Here is a 20,753-nt window from a genome sequence, read left to right as displayed (position 1 = left end):
GCTAGCCGTTCTCCTTCTGGATCTGAGCCCACTTCTCCTCGACGTCGCTGATCGCACCGACGTTGAAGAACGCCTGAACGGCGACGTGGTCGAACTCACCCTTGGCGATGGCATCGAACGACTCGATCGTGTCCTTGAGCGGGACGGTCGATCCCTCGACACCCGTGAACTTCTTCGCCATGTAGGTGTTCTGCGACAGGAACTGCTGAATGCGACGGGCGCGCTCGACAGTGATCTTGTCCTCTTCGGAGAGCTCGTCGACACCGAGGATGGCGATGATCTCCTGCAGCTCCTTGTTCTTCTGCAGGATCTGCTTCACCGTGGTGGCGACGCGGTAGTGGTCCTCACCGAGGTAGCGCGGGTCGAGGATGCGGCTCGTAGAGGTGAGCGGGTCCACGGCCGGGTACAGACCCTGCGAAGCGATCTCACGAGAGAGCTCCGTCGTCGCGTCGAGGTGCGCGAACGTCGTCGCGGGCGCCGGGTCGGTGTAGTCGTCCGCAGGCACGTAGATCGCCTGCAGCGAGGTGATCGAGTGGCCGCGCGTGGAGGTGATGCGCTCCTGGAGCACACCCATCTCGTCCGCGAGGTTCGGCTGGTAGCCCACAGCGGACGGCATGCGACCGAGAAGCGTCGACACCTCGGAGCCGGCCTGCGTGAAACGGAAGATGTTGTCGATGAACAGCAGCACGTCCTGCTTCTGCACGTCGCGGAAGTACTCCGCCATCGTGAGCGCGGACAGGGCGACGCGAAGTCGCGTCCCCGGAGGCTCGTCCATCTGACCGAACACGAGGGCGGTCTTGTCGAAGACGCCGGCCTCTTCCATCTCGTGGATGAGGTCGTTGCCCTCACGGGTGCGCTCGCCGACGCCGGCGAACACCGACACACCGCCGTGGTCCTGAGCGACGCGCTGGATCATCTCCTGGATGAGAACGGTCTTGCCCACACCGGCGCCGCCGAACAGGCCGATCTTTCCACCCTGCACATAGGGGGTGAGCAGGTCGATGACCTTGATGCCCGTCTCGAACATCTGCGTCTTCGACTCGAGCTGGTCGAACGCGGGAGCCTTGCGGTGGATCGGCCAGCGCTCGGTGATCTCGATCTTCTCGCCAGGCTCGGCGTTGAGCACCTCGCCGGTGACGTTGAAGACCTTGCCCTTTGTCACGTCGCCGACGGGAACCGAGATCGGCTCGCCGGTGTCGAGAACCTCCTGGCCGCGGACGATGCCGTCCGTCGGCTTGAGCGCGATCGCGCGAACGAGGTCGTCGCCGAGGTGCTGAGCGACCTCGAGCGTGATCGTGTGCGTGTCATCGCCGATCGTGATGTCGGTGGTGAGCGCGTTGTAGATGCCGGGGATCGAGTCGTGCGGGAACTCGATGTCCACGACAGGACCGGTCACACGGGCGACGCGGCCGACGACGCCGGCCGAGCCCTCCGCCTGCGCCGGAGCGGTGGCAGTGTCTGTCATAGCTCTTTCTTCTCTCTTCGTTTTCGAAGCTTCTAGGACGCAGACAGGGCGTCGGCGCCGCCGACGATCTCCGAGATCTGCTGGGTGATCTCCGCCTGGCGCGCGTTGTTGCGCAAGCGGGTGTAGTCGGTGATCAGCTTGTCCGCGTTGTCGCTCGCCGACTTCATCGCCTTCTGGGTGGCCGCGTGCTTCGCGGCGGCCGCCTGCAGCATGGCGTTGTAGATGCGGCTCTCGACGTACACCGGCAGGAGCGAGTCGAGGACGACCTCGGGGTCTGGCTCGAACTCGTACAGCGGCAGCACGGCCGTGTCCTCTGGCTCCTCGACACCCTCGACGACCTCGAGCGGCAGCAGGCGCACGACCTCAGGCGACTGCGTCATCATGCTCACGAACTTGTTGTAGACGATGTGGATCTCGTCCACGCCGCCGTCAGCGGCATCCGTCGTGAACGCGTCGAGCACCGTCTTCGCGACTTCCTGGGCAGTCGCGAAGTCGGGGTTCTCGGAGTTCCCGGTCCACTGCGCCGCGATGGGCATCTTGCGGAACTGGAAGTAGCCGACCGCCTTGCGACCGTACAGGTAGTGCACGACCTCCTTGCCCTGGCTGCGCAGCAGCTCGGTGAGCTCACTGCCCTGCCGCAGCACCTGCGCGTTGTAGGCGCCCGCGAGTCCGCGGTCCGACGTCAGGATGACGACAGCGGCGCGCGTGACCTTCTCGGGCTCCGTCGTCAGCACGTGGTCGACGTTCGAGTACGTCGCCACGGCTGACACGGCGCGGGTGATGGCACGGGAGTACGGACCGGATGCTGCCACGCGAGCCTGCGCCTTCGTGATGCGCGAGGCGGCGATGAGCTCCATCGCCTTCGTGATCTTCTTGGTCGTCTGCGCAGACCTGATCTTCTGCGTGTAGACCCGAAGCTGTGCACCCATGGATTATCGACGTCCCTTGACGATCTTCTCCTGGTTGACGTCCTCTTCCGGGAGCTCCTCGACCTGCTCGGGGCCGAGCGGCTTGCCCTCGCTCGTCTGGAACTCGGAGAGGAACGTGTCGACGGAGCTGTCGAGCGTCGCGACGGTCTCGTCGGTGAGCTGGTTCGTCTCCCGCAGGTCGTCGAGCACCGAGGTGTTGCGACGCAGGTAGTCGAGCAGTTCACGCTCGAATCGCAGAACGTCCTCGACGGGAACCGTGTCGAGCTTGCCGTTGGTGCCGGCCCAGATCGAGACGACCTGCTCCTCCACCGGGTACGGCGAGTACTGCGGCTGCTTGAGCAGCTCGGTCAGGCGCGCGCCGCGATCGAGCTGGCGGCGGCTGGCCGCGTCGAGGTCGGACGCGAACATCGCGAACGCCTCGAGCGAACGGTACTGGGCGAGCTCGAGCTTGAGCGTTCCCGAGACCTTCTTGATGCTCTTCACCTGGGCGTCACCGCCGACGCGGGACACCGAGATTCCGACGTCGACAGCGGGACGCTGGTTCGCGTTGAACAAGTCGGACTGAAGGAAGATCTGGCCGTCGGTGATCGAGATCACGTTCGTCGGGATGTACGCCGAGACGTCGTTCGCCTTCGTCTCGATGATCGGCAGACCGGTCATCGAGCCCGCACCGAGCTCGTCCGAGAGCTTCGCGCAGCGCTCGAGCAGGCGGGAGTGCAGGTAGAAGACGTCACCGGGGTACGCCTCGCGCCCCGGCGGGCGACGCAGCAGCAGCGACACGGCGCGGTACGCCTCCGCCTGCTTCGACAGGTCGTCGAAGACGATCAGCACGTGCTTTCCGCCGTACATCCAGTGCTGGCCGATCGCCGAGCCCGTGTAGGGGGCGAGGTACTTGAAGCCCGCGGGGTCGGATGCCGGGGAGGCCACGATCGTCGTGTACTCCATCGCTCCGGCGTCCTCGAGCGCGCCCTTCACCGATGCGATGGTCGAGCCCTTCTGGCCGACGGCGACGTAGATGCAGCGAACCTGCTTCTCGGGGTCGCCCGAGTCCCAGTTCGACTTCTGGTTGATGATCGTGTCGATCGCGATCGCGGTCTTGCCGGTCTGGCGGTCGCCGATGATGAGCTGACGCTGGCCGCGGCCGACGGGGATCATGGCGTCGATCGCCTTGATGCCGGTCTGCAGGGGCTCGTGCACGCTCTTGCGCTGCATGACGCCGGGCGCCTGCAGCTCGAGCTCGCGCCGACCCTCGGTGGCGATCTCGCCGAGACCGTCGATCGGGTTGCCGAGCGGGTCGACGACGCGGCCGAGGTAGCCGTCGCCGACGGCGACCGAGAGGACCTCGCCCGTCCGCGTGACTTCCATGCCCTCGTCGATGCCGGCGAACTCGCCGAGCACGATGGCGCCGATCTCGCTCTCGTCCAGGTTCTGGGCGAGCCCGAGCGTGCCGTCCGCGAAGCGGATGAGTTCGTTGGCCATGACGCCGGGCAGGCCCTCGACGTGCGCGATGCCGTCAGCGGCATCCGTGACATAGCCGACCTCGGTCTTCGAGGCCTTGTCGGGCTCGTATGCCGAGACGAAGCCCTTCAGAGCATCCCGGATCTCATCGGGGCTGATCGTGAGTTCTGCCATCTTCTTCCCTATCTGTGCCGGGGTTCTTCCCCGATAAGTGTGTGGAGCCGGTCTAGCCGGCGAGCTTGAGTTTCAGGTCGGCGAGGCGTGAGGCGATGCTGCCGTCGATGACATCATCCCCCGCCTGGATGCGCATTCCCCCAACGAGCTCGGGGTCGACGACCAGGTTGAACGCGATGTCCTGCTTGTACATGCCGCCGAGCACGCCGCGGAGCCGCTCGACCTGGGTGTCGTTCAACGGGCTCGCGCTCGTGACGGTCGCGACGGTGCGGCCCCGCTGGGATGCGACGACGGATGCCGCTCGGCGCAGCAGCTCGCCCGTGCGGCGCCCGCGCGCCTGACGCACCAGCTGCGAGACGATCAGCACGGTCTGCTCGCTCGCCTTGCCGGCCAACAGCTTCTGCACGAGATCCGCCTTCGCGTCTCCGCTGCCGAGCTTCGCGCTGAGCGCGAGCTCCAGCTCGGCGTTCGACGAGACGGCGCGGCCGAACTGGAACAGCTCCGACTCGAGGTCGGCGTCGGGTGCCGAGATCGCGGCGGCCCGAATGCCCAGTTCTTCCACGCCCGCGAGCAGGTCCTCCGCCGAGGACCAGCGTCCGCGCGCGATGACGCCGAGGAGCGAGGCGGCGGTCTGCCCCACGCGCCCGCCGAACACGCGGTTCGCAACCTCGGCCTTCACCTCAGGCTCGGCCGCAGGGTCCGCGATCAGCGTGCGCAATTGCGCGGAAGCGTCGATGACGCGTCCCGCGTCGAGCAGCTCGGCTGCAGTGGAGAGGTCGACGGAGCCCTGGGCGGCCTCGAGGGCCGCCACCGACTGAGCGAGTGCTTCTCTTGTTGCGCTACCCATTGCTGATTACTTGTTCCCTGCCGCTGTCGTCTCTGAAGCCTCGAGGTCCGCGAGGAAGCGGTCCACGACGGCCGAAGCCTTCTGGTCGTCCTGCAGCGACTCGCCGATCACGTTGCCGGCGAGGTCGAGAGCCAGAGTGCCGACCTCGCTGCGCAGCGAGACGATCGCCGACTGGCGCTCCGCCTCGATCTGCGACTGGGCGCTTGCCGTGATGCGGGCGGCCTCTGTCGTCGCCTGGTCCTTGGCCTCTGCCACGATCTTCTTGCCGTCTTCTCTGGCGCCTTCGCGGATGCGACCGGCCTCCGCTCGAGCGTCGGCGAGCTGCGAGGTGTACTCCTCGAGCGCCGCCTCAGCCTTGCGCTGAGCCTCGTCTGCCTTCGCGATGTTTCCCTCGATCGCCGCACCGCGCTCGTCGAGCAGCGTGTACAGCTTCGGAAGGGCGACCTTCCAGAACACGACGAGAACGATAACGAAGCACACCAACGACCAGATGATGTCGTACGGCTGCGGGAGAATCGGGTTCGGAGCCGTCTCCCCTTCTGCTGCCGCCAAGAGTGTGTGAAGCATCATTCCTCCTTACGAGTTGTGAAAGAGGATTAGACGAAGATGAAGTAGGTCGCGATACCGATGAAGGCGAGTGCCTCGGTGAAGGCGATACCGATCCACATCAGAACCTGGAGGCGACCGGCGAGCTCAGGCTGACGGGCGACACCCTCGATCGTCTTTCCGACGACGATGCCGATGCCGATGGCCGGGCCGATTGCAGCGAGGCCGTAACCGACCGTGGCGATGTTTCCGTTGATTGCAGCGAGAACGGTTGTTGCGTCCACGTGTTTTCCTTCCGTGATGGTGAGCAGGCGGTTGCCGTGCCCGGTTAGTGTTCCTCAGCGACCGCGAGCTGAATGTAGACCGCGGTGAGAATGGTGAAGATGTAGGCCTGAAGCAGGGCGACAAGCACCTCGAACAGCGTGAACGCGAAGCCGAAGGCGAACGTGAACACGCCGAGCGCGGTGAACCAGCCGCTCAGCGAGACGACGAAGAACTGCGTCGCCGCGAAGAACAGCACGAGCAGCAGGTGCCCGACGACCATGTTCATCATGAGACGCAGCGTGAGCGTGACGGGGCGGATGATGAACGTCGAGATGAACTCGATCGGAGTCACCACGAAGTAGACCGGCCACGGCACGCCCGCGGGGAACAGCGAGTTCTTCACGAACTTGCTCGGGCTCTTCTTGATGCCCGCGTACACGAACGTGATCCACGAGACGATCGCGAGAACGAGCGGGACGCCGATGACGGAGGTTCCCGCGATGTTGAGGAACGGGATGACTCCCGTGAGGTTCATCGCGAGGACCATGAAGAACATCGTCGCGAGGATCGGCAGGAAGCGCTTCGCGTCCTTCTTGCCGAGCAGGTCCTCGGCGATGCTCACGCGGACGAAGTCGAGGCCCATCTCGATGACGCTCTGGAAGCGGCCGGGCACGACCTTCATCCTGCGAGTTCCGAGCCAGAACAGCACGACGACGGCGGCGACCGCGAGGAAGCGGATCAGGATGATGCGGTTGATCTCAAAGGGTGTGCCGGCGAAAAGCAGCACATCCGGGAAGAACTCCCAGATCGACGGCGCATGGAATCCGCCATCGTCGGCGGCGGGCACGAGCAGGTTCACAGCGTTCGCTATCAGCGCTATCTCCTGAAAATCAGAGCGATGAGCACAGCTCACGCTTACGTTCGATCGGTGGGAAAGACGCCATACCCGGCACCCGAAGGCGCACCCCGGCAGGGAGAATCTCCCATAACCTTAGCAAACGTTGCGGCTGTCTACGAATCGTAGAAGAGCCTAATCATCCTTATTTTCATTGCCCGGCAATTGAACGTCGCTCGCGTACGGAACGCGCATCTTCGCGACCACGATGCCGTCGACGACGAGCGACGCGATCACCCCCGCGATGACGGAGAGGAAGAACACCGTGTCGTTCACCCACGGCTGCTGCTTGAGCAGCCACGCGACGACGAGGAAGACGATGAACTTCACGATCCAGCTGCCCATGACGCTCGCGAAGAAGATCGGAACGAACAGATCCGTCCCGGCCTTCCTGTTCGCGAGAAGGATGCTGATCGCCGTGACGCTCACGAACAGGAGAGCGAGAACGGCGCCGAGCAGTCCGCTCACGAGGCCACGTGAGCCGTCCACGAAGAATCCGATGATGCCCCCGAGCACGGCGATCCCCGCCGTCACGACGGCACCCCAGAGGATGCTGGCCCGGAAGATGGGATTCGAGGTCACAGTACTGGTCCTTCGTGTCGGTGAGTCGTGGCTTCGCCCGAGGCGGAAGCGTCATCGAGGGGATCGTTCTCGCGGAGGGCTTCGGTCGAGTCCTTGTCGGCTGTGAGCTGCGCCGCGACCTCGAGTCGCTTCCGGCGGCCGAGCGGCGCGAGCGTGGCGGCCATGCACACGGCGACGCCGACGACGCAGAACCCGAGGGCCCACCAGCCGGAGTCGAAGATGAGCAGAAGCAGGCAGGAGACCGACATGACGGCGGTCCACGCGTAGAACAGGACCACGGCATGGATGTGGCTGTGCCCCATGTCGATGAGCCGGTGGTGCAAGTGCATCCGGTCGGCGCTGAACGGGCTCTTGCCGGCCCGCAGTCGCCGGAAGACGGCCATGCCGAAGTCGAGGAGCGGCACGATGAGTATCGCGAGCGGCAGCAGTATCGGGATGAAGGCGCCGACGAGCTGCGACCTGCCGATGCCGGAGCTGCCCGTGCCGGACTCGATAGTGCTCGGGTCGATCTGGCCCGTGATCGCGATGGCCGAGGTGGCCATGAGCAGGCCGACGAGAAGCGCGCCCGCGTCGCCCATGAACATCTTCGCCGGATGCCAGTTGAGCGGCAGGAATCCGGCGCACACGCCGACGAGGATCGCGGAGATCAGCAGCGACAGGTTGAAGAACGTGAACTGCTGCGTCTGCCGCACGAGAAGGTACCCGTACACGAAGAACACGCCGTTGGCGATGAGAGCGACTCCGGCGACGAGTCCGTCGAGACCGTCGATGAAGTTGACGGCGTTCATGACGAGGACGATGGCGAAGACCGTCATCGTGAACGACATCCAGCTCGAGCCGACCGTGCGGCCGCCGATCGGGAGCGAGTAGATCTGCACCCCGAGCCAGGCGATCAGTCCGGCGGCGAGGAACTGCCCCGCGAGCTTGATCATCCAGTCGAGGTCGATCAGGTCGTCGACGATGCCGAGGATGACGATGAGGGCCGTCGCGCCGATGATCGCGATGATCGGGCCGGGCTCGGCGAAGATGACGCTGAAGAACGGGTTGAGGGAGGCGATGCCCGCCGCCGCGACGACGCCGAGGAACATCGCGAGCCCGCCGAGACGCGGCGTTGGCCGCGAGTGCATGTCCCGCTCACGGATCGGCGGGTACAGCTTGAACCGCAGCGCGAACCTGTATACGCCCCATGACAGCACCCACGTGATGATCATGGCCGCGAGAGCGATCAGCGCATACTGCCGCATTCGCCGTCCTAGTCCTCGGAGAGGAGGTCGCCGAGAACCTCGCGCAGCTGCTCTCGGCTTATCGCGCCGTCGCGCAGCACTCGCGCGGTCCCGCCTTCGATGGTGAGAGCGGTCGCGTCGACGATCGTGGAAGGGACGCTCTTGCCGGTGCCTGCATCGAGGTACACCTCGACGGCCTCCCCGAGCATGTCGTACGCCTCCGCGGAAGTCGTCGCGGGCGGCATGCCCGTGCGGTTGGCGCTCGAGACGGCGAGCGGTCCCGTGTCACGCAGCAGCTCGAGAGTGAGATCGTGGTCGGGCATGCGCAGCGCGACGGTGTCGTGCGTCTCCCCCAGATCCCAGGCGAGGCTCGGCTGCGCGGGCAGGATGACGGTGAGGCCGCCGGGCCAGAACGCCTCGACGAGCCGTGTGACCGGCTCGGGGACGACCGCCGCGAGCGCCGCGAGGGTGTCGGGCCCTGAGACGAGCACGGGCGGCGGCTGCTGCCGAGTGCGCCCCTTCGCGTCGAGCAGGCGCTGCACCGCTGCGGGATTGAACGCGTCAGCGGCGATCCCGTAGACCGTGTCCGTGGGGAGCACAACGAGCTCACCGCGTCCGAGAGACGTGCGAGCGAGCCGCATACCGGCCAGGAGTTCTGATTCGACCGAGCAGTCGTAGACCTTCGACATCGCGAGCGATTCTATCGCGGGCCGGGTGTGAGAATGCCGCGACCGACCGTCACGGGGCGCTCATTGTTGCGGTTCCGTTAGCGGGCCGGGTCTCCGGTGGCGCTTCAGGCCCTGATGGCGGTCGTGGCTCGGTCTCGCATCGTGAAGTCGGGGAACGTGGCGGAAGCTCGCCAGCCGTCAGCCGTGAGGATGCCGCGGATCGCCTCGCCCTGCTGCTCGCCGTGCTCGATCACGAGCGTGCCGCCGGGGCGAAGCAATCGTGCCGCGGTGACCGAGAGCACGCGCACGACGTCAAGGCCATCGGCCCCGCCGTAGAGCGCGGCGACCGGGTCGTAGAAGCGCACTTCGGGATCGATCGGAGTCGCGGCGTCGGGAACGTACGGCGGGTTGGAGATGACCACGGACGCGGCGCCGTCGAGCTCGGGCAGGGCGCGGCCGAGATCGTCGAAGACGAGCGTGGCATTGTCGGCGCCGACGGCGCGGAAATTCTGCCGCGTCCAGAGGAACGCCTCGACGGAGTTCTCGACAGCGAAAACTCTCGCGTGCGGGACTTCCACGGCCATGGCGAGCGCGATCGCGCCGGATCCGGTGCCGAGGTCGACGGCGACGGGTCGCTCCTCCGGCAGCATCCGCAGCGCGTCTATCGCGATCTGCGTCACTTGCTCGGTCTCCGGCCGAGGAACGAAAACCCCTGGGCCGACGGCGAGCTCGAGGGTGCGGAACCCGGCCACGCCCGTGATGTGCTGCAGGGGCTCGCGTGCGGCACGGCGTTCGACGAGGGCGGCCAGCTCGGCGGCATCCGACTCGTCGATGTCACGCCCCGTGACGGCGGCCGCCTGCACCTGCCCGCGACCCATGCCGATGACGTGGCCGACGAGCAGCTCCGCGTCGACGGCGGCGTCGGCGATCCCCGCCCGGGCGAGCGTCGCCGTCGCGGATTGAAGCAGTTCGGTGACGGTGGGGCGGTGAGGCATGTTCGTGCTCCGGGGGTTGGCGGCCGGTTAACCCTATCGGGGCCGTCACGAGGACCGGACGGACAGCATCCGCGGGTAGTCTGTGGGAACGGCGTTGCGCCGTGTCCGACGATGGATCAAGGAGAACCGGTGACCGGAAAGACCTACACGAACATCACCGAGGCATTCGGGAACACGCCTCTCGTCAAGCTCAACCGCATCGCGGAGGGCATCGACGCCACGGTGCTCGCGAAGCTCGAGTTCTACAACCCCGCGAGCAGCGTCAAAGACCGCATCGGCATCGCGATCCTGGACGCGGCCGAGGCGTCGGGCGTGCTGAAGCCGGGCGGCACCGTGATCGAGGGCACGAGCGGCAACACGGGAATCGCGCTTGCGGCTGCCGGTGCGGCGCGCGGCTACAAGGTGATCCTCGTGATGCCGTCGTCGATGAGCATGGAACGCCGGGTGCTGCTGCGCGCGTACGGCGCGGAGCTCGTTCTCACGGATCCGTCGGGCGGCATGAAGCTCGCTGTCGAGAAGGCTGAGGAGCTCGCGGCGAACACGCCGGGAGCGATTCTCGCGCGCCAGTTCGAAAACGAGGCCAACGCCCGCATCCACCGCACGACGACGGGCGAGGAGATCTGGCGCGACACGGACGGCGCCGTCGACATCCTCGTCGCGGGCGTCGGAACGGGCGGCACCGTCACCGGTGCCGGACGGGCGCTCAAGGAGCACAACCCCGACGTCAAGGTCGTCGCCGTCGAGCCGAAGGACTCCCCGCTGCTGAGCGAGGGCACGGCAGGCCCGCACAAGATCCAGGGCCTCGGTGCGAACTTCGTGCCCTCGGTGCTCGACACTTCCGTGTACGACGAGGTCGTCACCGTCGAGATCGAGGACGCCGTGTCGACAAGCCGCGCTCTCGCGGCAAAGGACGGGATTCTCGGCGGGATCTCCTCTGGCGCTGCCGTGTGGGCGGCGCTCGAGGTCGCGAAGCGCCCCGAGAACGCGGGAAAGACGATCGTCGTCGTCGTTCCGGACTCCGGCGAACGCTACGTGTCCACCTTCCTGTACGAGGATCTGCGCGACTGAGGCATGTCAGTTCTGCGCACCATTCGTGAGGACATCACGGCCGCGCGCGTGCACGACCCTGCCGCGCGCGGCCGCCTCGAGATCGCTCTGGCCTATTCGGGCCTGCACGCGATCTGGCTGCACCGGGTGAACAGTCGCCTGTGGCGACGCGGTCGACGACTGCCGGCACGCCTCGGATCGCAGTTCGCCCGGTTCCTCACGGGGATCGAGATCCACCCGGGCGCGACGATCGGGCGCCGATTCTTCATCGATCACGGCATGGGCGTCGTGATCGGCGAGACGGCGGAGATCGGCGATGACGTGATGCTGTACCACGGTGTCACGCTTGGCGGAAAGGGCGCGGGACACGGCAAGCGGCATCCGACCATCGGCGACGGCGTCACGATCGGCGCGGGAGCGAAGGTGCTCGGGCCCATCACGATCGGCGCGGGCTGCATCATCGGCGCGAATGCCGTCGTGACCCGGGACACTCCCCCGCACTCGCTCGTCGTCGGCGTGCCGGCGAAGTCCCGGCCGCGCGAGGCGGGAAACCGCTACGGGCTCGCCGAGCCGGAGTACCACATCTGAGCCGATCGGCTCAGCTGTGGTCGCCGATCTCGGCGAGACGCGCCTCCTCGTCGGCGCGGATGCACGACTCGATCACGGGACCGAGATCGCCGTTCATCACGTGGTCGAGGTTGTACGCCTTGTAGCCGGTGCGGTGATCGGCGATGCGGTTCTCGGGGAAGTTGTAGGTGCGGATCCGCTCCGAGCGGTCCATCGTGCGGATCTGGCTCTTGCGGGCGTCCGACGCCGCGGCATCCAGCTCTTCCTGCTGCTTGGCGAGAAGTCGTGCGCGCAGAACGCGCATCGCGGCCTCGCGGTTCTGGATCTGGCTCTTCTCGTTCTGCATCGACACGACGATTCCGGTCGGAATGTGCGTGATGCGCACGGCGGAGTCAGTCGTGTTCACGGACTGTCCGCCGGGGCCCGACGAGCGGAACACGTCGACGCGGATGTCGTTGGCGCTGATGTCCACTTCCTCGGGCTCGTCGACTTCCGGGAAGACGAGCACGCCGGTCGTCGAGGTGTGGATGCGGCCCTGCGACTCCGTGACGGGCACCCGCTGCACGCGGTGCACGCCGCCCTCGTACTTGAGGTGCGCCCATACGCCGTCGGCGGGGTCGCTCGACGAGCTCTTGATGGCGACCTGGACGTTCTTGTAGCCGCCGAGATCGGACTCGTCGCGGTCGAGCAGCTCCGTCTTCCAGCCCATCGACTCGGCGTAGTGCAGATACATCCGCAGCAGATCCGCGGCGAAGAGGGCGCTTTCCGCGCCGCCTTCCCCGCCCTTGATCTCCATGATCACGTCGCGACCGTCGTCGGGGTCGCGCGGGATGAGGAGCCGACGCAGCTTCTCCTGGGACTCGGACCGGTGCTCCTCGAGCGCGGGCACCTCCTCCGCGAACGCGTCGTCTTCCTTCGCGAGCTCCTGAGCGGCCTCGAGATCGTCTTCGGCCCGCTTCCAGGCCGTGTGCGCGGCGAGGATCTTCGACAGTTCCGCGTAGCGACGGTTGATCTTGCGCGAGCGCGCCGGGTCGGCGTGCACAGCGGGGTCGGCAAGCTGGTTCTGCAGATCCTGGTGCTCTTCGATCAGTGCCGCGACCGACTCAAACATTTTCTCTTCCGTCTCGTGCTCAGGGGGGGGTGAACGACAGAGCCCGTCTGCCGCCGGCTACGCCTATCGTAGGCGCGCGGAGGCAAACGGGCTCGTGCTGTCAGCTAGCGGTGGTCGCGTTCGTGCGCGTGGGAGTTCGCCGGCTGCGGCATCGACTTCTGCATCTGCACGAGGAACTCGACGTTCGACGACGTGTCGCGGAGCTTGCCGAGGATGACCTCGAGCGCCTGCTGCGTGTCGAGTCCCGCGAGGGCGCGACGGAGCTTCCAGGTGACCTTGACCTCTTCAGCGCCGAGCAGCATCTCTTCACGCCGCGTCGAGGACGCGTTCACGTCCACAGCGGGGAAGATGCGCTTGTCGGCGAGCTGGCGCGACAGGCGCAGCTCCGAGTTTCCGGTTCCCTTGAACTCCTCGAAGATCACTTCGTCCATCTTCGAGCCGGTCTCGACGAGTGCGGTCGCGAGAATCGTCAGCGAACCGCCGTTCTCGATGTTGCGCGCCGCGCCGAAGAATCGCTTCGGCGGGTAGAGCGCGGCGGCGTCGACACCGCCGGAGAGCACGCGTCCGCTCGTCGGCGTGGAGACGTTGTACGCGCGACCGAGTCGGGTGATCGAGTCAAGAAGCACGACGACGTCGTGGCCCAGCTCGACGAGACGCTTCGCGCGCTCGATGGCGAGTTCGGCGACGGTCGTGTGGTCCTCGGCGGGACGGTCGAAGGTCGAGGCGATGACCTCTCCCTTCACCGTGCGCTGCATGTCGGTGACCTCTTCGGGACGCTCGTCGACGAGAACGACCATGAGGTGGACCTCGGGGTTGTTCGTCGCGATGGCGTTCGCGATCTGCTGCAGCACGATCGTCTTGCCCGCCTTCGGGGGTGCGACGATGAGGCCGCGCTGGCCCTTGCCGACGGGGGCCACGAGGTCAATGAGACGCTGCGTGAGCTTGCCCGGCTCGGTCTCCATGCGGAGCCGCTCCTGGGGGTACAGCGGGGTGAGCTCGCCGAAGTTCACGCGACCGGCCGCGTCGTCGACGCTCAGTCCGTTGATCGAGTCGACCTTGACGATCGCGTTGTACTTCTGCCGGGAGTTGTTCTCGCCCTCGCGTGGCTGGCGCACGGCGCCGACGACGGCGTCGCCCTTGCGCAGGTTGTACTTCTTCACCTGGCCGAGAGACACGTACACGTCGTTCGCGCCGGGAAGGTAGCCGGTCGTGCGCACGAACGCGTAGTTGTCGAGCACGTCGAGGATTCCCGCGATGGGCAAGAGGACGTCGTCCTCGGTCAGTTCGGGCTCGACGTCGTCGTTGCGGCCGCGCTTGCGGTCACGGTACCGGCTGCGCCCGCGACCGGACTGGTCGTCGTGCTGGCCGTCCTTCTCGTCGGAGTGGCTGTCGCTGCGGTTGTTGCGATTGCGGTTGCGGTTGCGACGCTGCTGGTTGTCGTTGCCGTCGGCGTCGGACTGGTCGTCGTTCGACGACTCGTTGTTGCCGCCCTGTGTCGACTCGGCACCGGCGGACTCGCCCTGCTGGCCGTTCTCACCGTCACCGTCGCCCTTGCGACCGCGGCGGCGCCCGTTGCGCTTGTTGCGGCGTTCCCGCTGCTCGTTGTTGCCGTCGCCGTCGGCCGACTCGGAGCGGTTCTGCTCCTTCTCGCCCTTCTGCTCGTCGGCGTTCTTGTCCGAGGCCTGCTGCTCGTCGCGGTTCTTGTCCTGGCCGCCCTGGCGGTCACGGTTCTTGTCCTGCGCGCGCTTGCCGTTCTGGTCGCGCTGCCGGTCCTGACGCGGCGCAGCGGCTTCGCTGTCCGTGGGGGCGTCAAGCACCGACTCCGCAGCCTGCTCGGGCGTCGTCGTCGCGCGGCTGACGTTCTCGTCGCTCACATCCGCGGCGGCGTGCATCGAGGTGTCGAGCACCGCAGTCGATACGCGGCGCGAGGGCCGGCGCGTCGGCGCCTGCTGCTGCGCCTCCGGCTCAGCCTGCTGAGTGCCCTGGGGCTCCTCGGTGCCGGCGTCAGGCTGCTGCGCCTGCTGTTGCGGAGCCGCCGCGTCGGCGCCGGCGTCTGTCGATTCACCCCGCTTGGCGGTGATGGCGGCCACAAGGTCGCCCTTGCGGAGCTTGGAGGCGCCCAGGATGCCGAGGCTCGCGGCGAGCTTCTGCAGCTCGGCCACCTTCAGCGTCGAGAGGTCAGCGCCGGTGTCCGCGTCGTTCGCGCGGAGTCCTACGTCTGTCAATGGAGAGTTGTCCTTTCCCATGCTGGCGAACGATGTCGCGCCAGGGATCGCCACTCAGACCGCTACGGTTGCCCCACAGACGGGGACCGCTCTTCGTGCGGGAACACGAAGGCATGCGAGATGAGGGCGGTGATTTGGTGAATGATCCGAAGGCCAGATTCACCCGGGTGGGTGGTTCCCTATGAGATCGCTACTACTGTAGCACCCTTGAAGTCCACGGCCAGCATTCGCGCCTCCCACGGTACGGTGGCGTGGCGGCTGACGAGTTCCGCCGCTTCGAGCCGAGGACCGGGCCCGTCGCAGAGCACGAGCACGGACGGCCCCGCACCCGAGACGACGGCCGGATAACCGTTCGCGCGGAGGAGCGCGACGAGCTCCGCGGTCTCCGGCATCGCCGACGCCCTGTAGTTCTGGTGGAGCTTGTCCTCGGTCGCCTGGAAGAGGAGTTCGGGACTCTGCAGCATTGCGGCGATCATGAGCGCGGACCGCGACACATTGAAGACGGCATCCGCGTGGGGAACGTTCACGGGCTGCAGCTCCCGTGCGACCTTCGTGGAGAGGGTCGACTGCGGGATGAAGACGAGCGGTGAGACGCCGCGGTGCACCATGAGCTTCTTGTGGCGCGGACCGTTCGTCGTCATCCACGCGATCGTGAGGCCGCCGAACAGGGCGGGCGCGACGTTGTCGGGGTGTCCCTCGAGTTCCGTGGCGATGCCGAGCAGCAGGTCGGCGTCGAAATCGGCGACTCCCTGCAGCAGTCCCTTCGCCGCCGCGATGCCTGCGACGACGGCGGCTCCCGACGAGCCGAGGCCGCGGCCGTGCGGGATCGAATTGGATGCCGCTATGTGCAGGCCCGGCGCCGGCTGACGAACGGCGGCGAAGGTCGCGAGAATCGACGAGGCGACGAGGTTCGAGGCGTCAGTGGGCACGACGCCCTCCCCCACCCCCGTGACGTCGACCGTGACATCGGAGCCGGGAACCGCCGTGACGGTCAGCTCGTCGTACATCGAGAGGGCGAGCCCGAGCGTGTCGAATCCGGGCCCGAGGTTGGCCGAGGTCGCCGGCACCTTGACGGCGACGCTTCGGCCGAGCAACGTCACGCCCTGGCTCCGCTGGCGAGGCCGAGCACGCTGGCGACCTCGGCGGCGTCGACCGGCACGATGGTCGGCTGGACGTCGCTGCCGTCTTCCGTGCGAAGCGCCCACTGCGGGTCCTTGAGTCCGTGCCCGGTGACCGTGAGCACGCACGTGGAGCCGGCGGGGATGTTGCCGGCTTCGCTCTGCTCGAGCAGGCCGGCGACGCTGATCGCGGACGCAGGCTCGACGAAGATGCCCACCTCCGTCGACAGGATGCGCTGTGCGGCGAGAATCCGCTGGTCGTCGATGGCGCCGAAGTACCCGTCGGTCTTCTCCCGTGCGTCGATAGCGAGCTCCCACGACGCGGGGTTGCCGATGCGGATGGCGCTCGCGATCGTCTCGGGGTTCTTCACGACGTGGCCGTCGACGATCGGCGCGCTTCCCGCGGCCTGGAAGCCGAACATGCGCGGCAGCTTCGTCGAGTCGCCGTGGTCGATCGACTCGGAGTAACCGCGTGTGTAGGCCGTGTAGTTGCCCGCGTTGCCGACGGGGATGAAGTGGAAGTCGGGCGCCTCGCCGAGCACCTCGACGACCTCGAACGCGGCCGTCTTCTGACCCTCGATGCGGTCGGGGTTCACGGAGTTCACGAGGTGCACGGGATAGTTCGCCGACAGGTCGCGCGCGAGATCGAGGCAGTCATCGAAGTTGCCCTGCACCTGGATCAGCTGACCGTTGTGCGCGACGGCCTGGCTCAGCTTGCCCATCGCGATCTTGCCTTCGGGGACGAGGACGGCTGCGGTGATGCCGGCGTGTGCGGCGTAGGCGGCGGCCGAGGCCGAGGTGTTCCCCGTCGACGCGCAGATCACCGCTTTCGCGCCGTGCTCGATCGCCTTGGAGATCGCCATGGTCATGCCGCGGTCCTTGAACGAGCCCGTCGGGTTCATTCCCTCGAACTTCACGAACACGCGAGCGCCCGTGCGCGCGGAGAGCGCCTTCGCCTCGATGAGCGGTGTGCCGCCCTCGCCGAGGCTGATGACCGGCGTCGCGTCGGAGACGTCGAGACGATCGCGGTATTCATTGATGACTCCGCGCCACTGGTGTGCCATTACTGGGCTCCTTCAACTCGTAGGACACTGACAATTCGTGCTGTCGCCTTCGCTTCCCTCAGCGCTTCGACCGTGGCGCGCAGCGCCTTCTCCCGAGCGGAGTGGGTGCCCACGATGAGGGTCGCGAGCCCTTCCTCCTCGGCGACGAACTGCTCGACGGTCTGCACCGACACGCCGAGACTCTCGAAGATGCCGGCGAGTTCGGCGAGCACGCCGGGCCGGTCCTCGACGAGGAGGTTGATCTGATACTTGGTGATGACGTCGTCGATCGACAGCAGCGGGAGCGCCGCATGGCTGGAGCCGACGAGCCCCGGTCCGCCCGCGACATGGCGACGAGCGGCGGAGACCACATCGCCGAGGATGGCGGATGCCGTCTGCAGGCCGCCGGCGCCCGCGCCGTAGAACATGAGCGGTCCGGCCGCCTCCGCGTCGACGAACACGGCGTTGTTGCCGCCGTGCACGGAGGCGAGCGGGTGTTCTCGTGGCACGAGCGCCGGATACACGCGCGCCGAGACGCCCTCGGTGCCGTCCTCGGCGGTGAGCCGTTCGGCGACGGCGAGCAGCTTGATGACGTAGCCGGCCGACTTCGCCGCCTCGATCTGCTCCGCCGTGACGCCCGTGATGCCCTCACGGTAGACGCGCTCGGTATCGATGCTCGTGTGGAACGCCAGGCGTGCGAGGATCGTCGCCTTCTGCGCGGCGTCCCAGCCCTCGACGTCGAGGGTCGGGTCCGCCTCGAGGTAGCCGAGCTCGCGCGCGAGCTGCGAGGCGTCCGCCATCGAATCGCCGTTCTGGTCCATCCTGTCGAGGATGAAGTTCGTCGACCCGTTCACGATCGCGAGCACGCGACGGATGTTGTCGCCGGCGAGGCTGTCGCGCAGCGGCCGCAGAATAGGGATTGCGGCCGCGACCGAGGCCTCGTAGGAGATCTCGGCGCCGACCTGCTCGGTCGCCTCGAGCAGCTCCGAACCGTGCGCGGCGAGAAGGGCCTTGTTGCCCGTGACGACGTCCGCGCCGGATTCCACGGCCTTGAGGATGTAGGAGCGGGCCGGTTCGATGCCGCCCATGAGCTCGATGACGATGTCGGCGCCGACGATGAGCGAGTCGGCGTCGGTCGTGAGAAGCTCGCGCGGCAGCTCGACGTCGCGTTTCGCGTCGACGTCGCGCACCGCGATGCCGACGAGCTCGAGATCGGCTCCGGCGCGCGCGGCGAGTTCCGTCCGGTTCTCGATCAGGAGCCGCGCGACCTGCGACCCGACGTTTCCGGCCCCGAGCAGGGCGATCCTCAGCGTGCGGCTGTCGATCATCGTCCATCCAATCCGGCGTCTCGCGCCAAGAGGTCGGCTTCGGTCTCGCCGCGCACGATCACTCGTGCGCCGCCGTCCCGCACCGCCACGACGGGCGGGCGGCCCAGGTAGTTGTAGTTGCTCGCGAGCGACCAGCAGTAGGCGCCCGTCGCCGCGACCGCCAGCAGATCGCCGGGTGCGACGTCTCCGGGCAGGTAGTCGTCGTTCACGACGATGTCGCCGGACTCGCAGTGCTTCCCCGCGACCCGCACGAGAGCGGGCGCCGCGTCCGATGTGCGCGACGCGATGCGGGCGGAGTAGTCGGCGCCGTACAGCGCGGGGCGGGCGTTATCGCTCATGCCGCCGTCGACGCTCACGTACAGCCGGCTGAGCGGCCGCCCGTCGGCGTCGAGAGCGACAGGCTTCGTCGTGCCCACTTCGTACAGCGTCATGCCGGCGGTGCCGATGATGGTGCGCCCGGGCTCGAACGCGACCTCGGGCAGCGGAATCTCCAGCCGGGCGCACTCGTCGCGCACGATGTCCGCGATCGCATCGGCGAGCTGCCGGATCGGAGTCGGGTCGTCGGCGCTCGTGTAGGCGATGCCGAATCCGCCGCCGAGGTTCAGCTCGGGAACGGGTCCGTCACGGAGCAGCGCCTTGTGAACGCCGAGCAGGCGCGCCGCGGACTCGGCGAAGCCGCCCTCGCCGAAGATCTGCGAGCCGATGTGTCCGTGCAGGCCGAGGAACTCGAGGTCGCCGTGCGCGCGGATGCGGGCCACCGCGTCGGGCGCCTGCTCGAGGGTGAGTCCGAACTTCTGGTCCTCGTGCGCCGTCGCGAGGAATTCGTGAGTGTGCGCGTGCACACCGCTGTTGACCCGAAGGCGCACGCGCTGCCGACGGCCGTTGCGCGCTGCCGCGTCGGCGACGCGCTCGATCTCCTGCAGGCTGTCGATGATTATCGTGCCGACGCCGGCGACGACGGCGCGCTCGATCTCGGCGAGGGACTTGTTGTTTCCGTGGAAGCCCACGTTTGCGGCATCCACTCCCGCGGCGAGAACGACCGCGAGCTCGCCGCCCGAGCACACGTCGATGCGGCAGCCGGCCTCGGTCATCCAGCGGGCGATTTCCGTGGAGAGAAACGCCTTGCCGGCGTAGTACACGTGAGCATGCGTTCCGATGCGCGCGAACGCCGACTGCAGGGCCTCTCGCACCTCCACGGCGCGGGACCGGGCGTCATGCTCGTCGATGACGTACAGCGGCGTGCCGAAGTCTCGAGCGAGATCGGATGCCGCGACGCCGCCGACCGCCATCTCGCCGTCTCCGGTGCGCGTCGCCGTGCGCGACCACAGTCCGCCGGCGAGCGCATTGGCGTCATCGGGCTCGTTCAGCCACGGCGGAGCTAGCGGGTTATGCGTCACGGAAGACCATTCGTGCGGGATCGTCGGGGGTGCAAGAGGCAGTCGGAGGAAGTCTACCGAGAACGCACGCCGCAAGCCGCATCGAGAGCGTCAGCCGGCGTCGCACGAGCCGGGAGTGCCGAGCGCCGCGGCGTCGAGCGGAAGCTTCGCGGCCGTGAGCGTGAGGGTCGCCGATCCTGGCTCGACGGCGATGCCGTCGAGATCCACGACGGCGGGCAGCCGGTCGGCGACGCACACCGCGACGGGCTTGTCGAGCACGCGGCCGACGACGTCGTCGAGGTTGAGGCTGCCGAGCGGGCTCGTCACCTTCACGTGCTCGGGCGCGAGCGTCACCGTCGAGTCTTCGGCGCTCGCGCGTGCGGTGACCGTGTAGCCGATCTCGAAGCCGAGTACGCGAGTGGCGTCCTCGTAGGTGACGGTGCTCTCGCCGAGGCTGAGATGCGGGTCCGTGCCCGGCAGCGCGAGCAGTTCGTTCACGGCGTCTTCGTCGAGGGTGACGCGCGCGTCGACGTGCCGCACGGTGCCGCTGACGTCCGTCGGCACTCCTTCGGCACGCACGACCGCGTCGAAGCCGACGCTCTTGTAGCTCGCGTCGTCGGTAGTGATCGTGACCTCCGCGAAGCTGCCCGCGAGCAGCTGGGGCAGGAAGAGGCCTCCCCCGATCGACACGTGGAGGTCGGCGCTCACCCCCTCGGGCAGCTGTGCCTCGATCGCGGACGCTGCGGCGTCTTCCGCCATGCCCCGGAAGATGCCGTCCGCCACCCACGCGGCGCCGGCCAGGACGGCGAGCACGAGCACCGTGACGCCCAGACCGATGCCGAGACGGCGCCCGCCTCGGCTCTTCGGCACGTCCTGGGCTTCGGGCAGCACG

The 20,753-nt window shown here is 67.5% G+C and carries 20 protein-coding genes; 2 read left to right on the top strand and 18 right to left on the bottom strand.

Annotation, left to right across the window (positions count from 1 at the left end; all coding sequences use genetic code 11):
• Position 1 precedes the first annotated feature (1 nt).
• From atpD to prmC, 11 genes are all read right to left on the bottom strand, one after another.
• Positions 2 to 1,465: a F0F1 ATP synthase subunit beta gene (gene atpD, locus BLV49_RS12255; protein WP_091184770.1), complete on the bottom strand. Its 1,464-nt coding sequence runs from the start codon at positions 1,463 to 1,465 to the stop codon at positions 2 to 4.
• Between the two features lie 32 nt (positions 1,466 to 1,497).
• On the bottom strand, positions 1,498 to 2,394 hold the full coding sequence (locus BLV49_RS12250) for a F0F1 ATP synthase subunit gamma (protein ID WP_091184766.1): 897 nt from the start codon (positions 2,392 to 2,394) through the stop codon (positions 1,498 to 1,500).
• Between the two features lie 3 nt (positions 2,395 to 2,397).
• Positions 2,398 to 4,026: a F0F1 ATP synthase subunit alpha gene (gene atpA, locus BLV49_RS12245; RefSeq protein WP_091184763.1), complete on the bottom strand. Its 1,629-nt coding sequence runs from the start codon at positions 4,024 to 4,026 to the stop codon at positions 2,398 to 2,400.
• A 52-nt stretch (positions 4,027 to 4,078) separates the two neighbouring features.
• Positions 4,079 to 4,873 (bottom strand): F0F1 ATP synthase subunit delta, encoded by a 795-nt coding sequence (locus BLV49_RS12240; protein WP_091184761.1) that lies wholly within the window; start codon positions 4,871 to 4,873, stop codon positions 4,079 to 4,081.
• A 6-nt stretch (positions 4,874 to 4,879) separates the two neighbouring features.
• On the bottom strand, positions 4,880 to 5,440 hold the full coding sequence (locus BLV49_RS12235) for a F0F1 ATP synthase subunit B (protein WP_091187293.1): 561 nt from the start codon (positions 5,438 to 5,440) through the stop codon (positions 4,880 to 4,882).
• A 29-nt stretch (positions 5,441 to 5,469) separates the two neighbouring features.
• Entirely contained in the window at positions 5,470 to 5,703 is a 234-nt protein-coding gene (atpE, locus tag BLV49_RS12230; RefSeq protein ID WP_091184758.1) for an ATP synthase F0 subunit C, read from the bottom strand.
• A 44-nt stretch (positions 5,704 to 5,747) separates the two neighbouring features.
• Positions 5,748 to 6,542 carry a F0F1 ATP synthase subunit A gene (atpB, locus tag BLV49_RS12225; protein ID WP_091184755.1) on the bottom strand — a complete coding sequence of 265 codons (795 nt, stop codon included), beginning with the start codon at positions 6,540 to 6,542 and terminating at the stop codon, positions 5,748 to 5,750.
• A gap of 171 nt (positions 6,543 to 6,713) precedes the next feature.
• Positions 6,714 to 7,160: a Cg1360 family ATP-synthase-associated protein gene (locus BLV49_RS12220; protein WP_091184752.1), complete on the bottom strand. Its 447-nt coding sequence runs from the start codon at positions 7,158 to 7,160 to the stop codon at positions 6,714 to 6,716.
• Positions 7,157 to 8,404, bottom strand: coding sequence for an MraY family glycosyltransferase (locus BLV49_RS12215; protein ID WP_091184749.1), 1,248 nt, complete (start codon positions 8,402 to 8,404; stop codon positions 7,157 to 7,159). Before BLV49_RS12215 ends, BLV49_RS12220 begins: the two co-directional genes overlap by 4 nt.
• A gap of 8 nt (positions 8,405 to 8,412) precedes the next feature.
• A complete protein-coding gene (locus BLV49_RS12210) occupies positions 8,413 to 9,072 on the bottom strand; it encodes an L-threonylcarbamoyladenylate synthase (protein ID WP_091184746.1) in 660 nt (219 codons plus the stop codon).
• A gap of 104 nt (positions 9,073 to 9,176) precedes the next feature.
• Complete coding sequence (gene prmC, locus BLV49_RS12205; RefSeq protein WP_091184742.1) at positions 9,177 to 10,046, bottom strand: peptide chain release factor N(5)-glutamine methyltransferase; 870 nt, start codon at positions 10,044 to 10,046, stop codon at positions 9,177 to 9,179.
• Between the two features lie 129 nt (positions 10,047 to 10,175).
• Here prmC and cysK point away from each other — a divergent pair, with 129 nt between their 5' ends.
• On the top strand, positions 10,176 to 11,114 hold the full coding sequence (cysK, locus tag BLV49_RS12200; protein ID WP_491522686.1) for a cysteine synthase A: 939 nt from the start codon (positions 10,176 to 10,178) through the stop codon (positions 11,112 to 11,114).
• Positions 11,115 to 11,117: 3 nt separating this feature from the next.
• Entirely contained in the window at positions 11,118 to 11,681 is a 564-nt protein-coding gene (gene epsC / locus BLV49_RS12195) for a serine O-acetyltransferase EpsC (RefSeq protein WP_091184733.1), read from the top strand.
• 10 nt (positions 11,682 to 11,691) lie between these two features.
• Here the strand turns inward: epsC and prfA are convergent, their stop codons facing one another.
• The 7 genes from prfA to BLV49_RS12160 all read right to left on the bottom strand — a co-directional run bounded on the left by prfA (position 11,692) and on the right by BLV49_RS12160 (position 20,752).
• Positions 11,692 to 12,771: a peptide chain release factor 1 gene (gene prfA, locus BLV49_RS12190; RefSeq protein WP_091184729.1), complete on the bottom strand. Its 1,080-nt coding sequence runs from the start codon at positions 12,769 to 12,771 to the stop codon at positions 11,692 to 11,694.
• A gap of 104 nt (positions 12,772 to 12,875) precedes the next feature.
• Complete coding sequence (rho, locus tag BLV49_RS12185; RefSeq protein WP_091184723.1) at positions 12,876 to 14,996, bottom strand: transcription termination factor Rho; 2,121 nt, start codon at positions 14,994 to 14,996, stop codon at positions 12,876 to 12,878.
• A 179-nt stretch (positions 14,997 to 15,175) separates the two neighbouring features.
• A complete protein-coding gene (thrB, locus tag BLV49_RS12180) occupies positions 15,176 to 16,096 on the bottom strand; it encodes a homoserine kinase (protein ID WP_091184719.1) in 921 nt (306 codons plus the stop codon).
• Entirely contained in the window at positions 16,093 to 17,178 is a 1,086-nt protein-coding gene (gene thrC / locus BLV49_RS12175; RefSeq protein ID WP_091184716.1) for a threonine synthase, read from the bottom strand. The genes thrB and thrC overlap by 4 nt, the downstream gene beginning before the upstream one ends.
• Entirely contained in the window at positions 17,178 to 18,485 is a 1,308-nt protein-coding gene (locus tag BLV49_RS12170; RefSeq protein WP_091184713.1) for a homoserine dehydrogenase, read from the bottom strand. Before BLV49_RS12170 ends, thrC begins: the two co-directional genes overlap by 1 nt.
• On the bottom strand, positions 18,482 to 19,882 hold the full coding sequence (gene lysA, locus BLV49_RS12165; protein ID WP_091184708.1) for a diaminopimelate decarboxylase: 1,401 nt from the start codon (positions 19,880 to 19,882) through the stop codon (positions 18,482 to 18,484). Before lysA ends, BLV49_RS12170 begins: the two co-directional genes overlap by 4 nt.
• A 90-nt stretch (positions 19,883 to 19,972) precedes the next feature.
• Positions 19,973 to 20,752 (bottom strand): LmeA family phospholipid-binding protein, encoded by a 780-nt coding sequence (locus BLV49_RS12160; protein ID WP_091184706.1) that lies wholly within the window; start codon positions 20,750 to 20,752, stop codon positions 19,973 to 19,975.
• Position 20,753 lies beyond the last annotated feature (1 nt).

Origin of the sequence: Paramicrobacterium humi (assembly GCF_900105715.1) — a bacterium.
Classification (GTDB): domain Bacteria; phylum Actinomycetota; class Actinomycetes; order Actinomycetales; family Microbacteriaceae; genus Paramicrobacterium; species Paramicrobacterium humi.
This window is presented reverse-complemented; position numbering and strand designations above follow the sequence as displayed.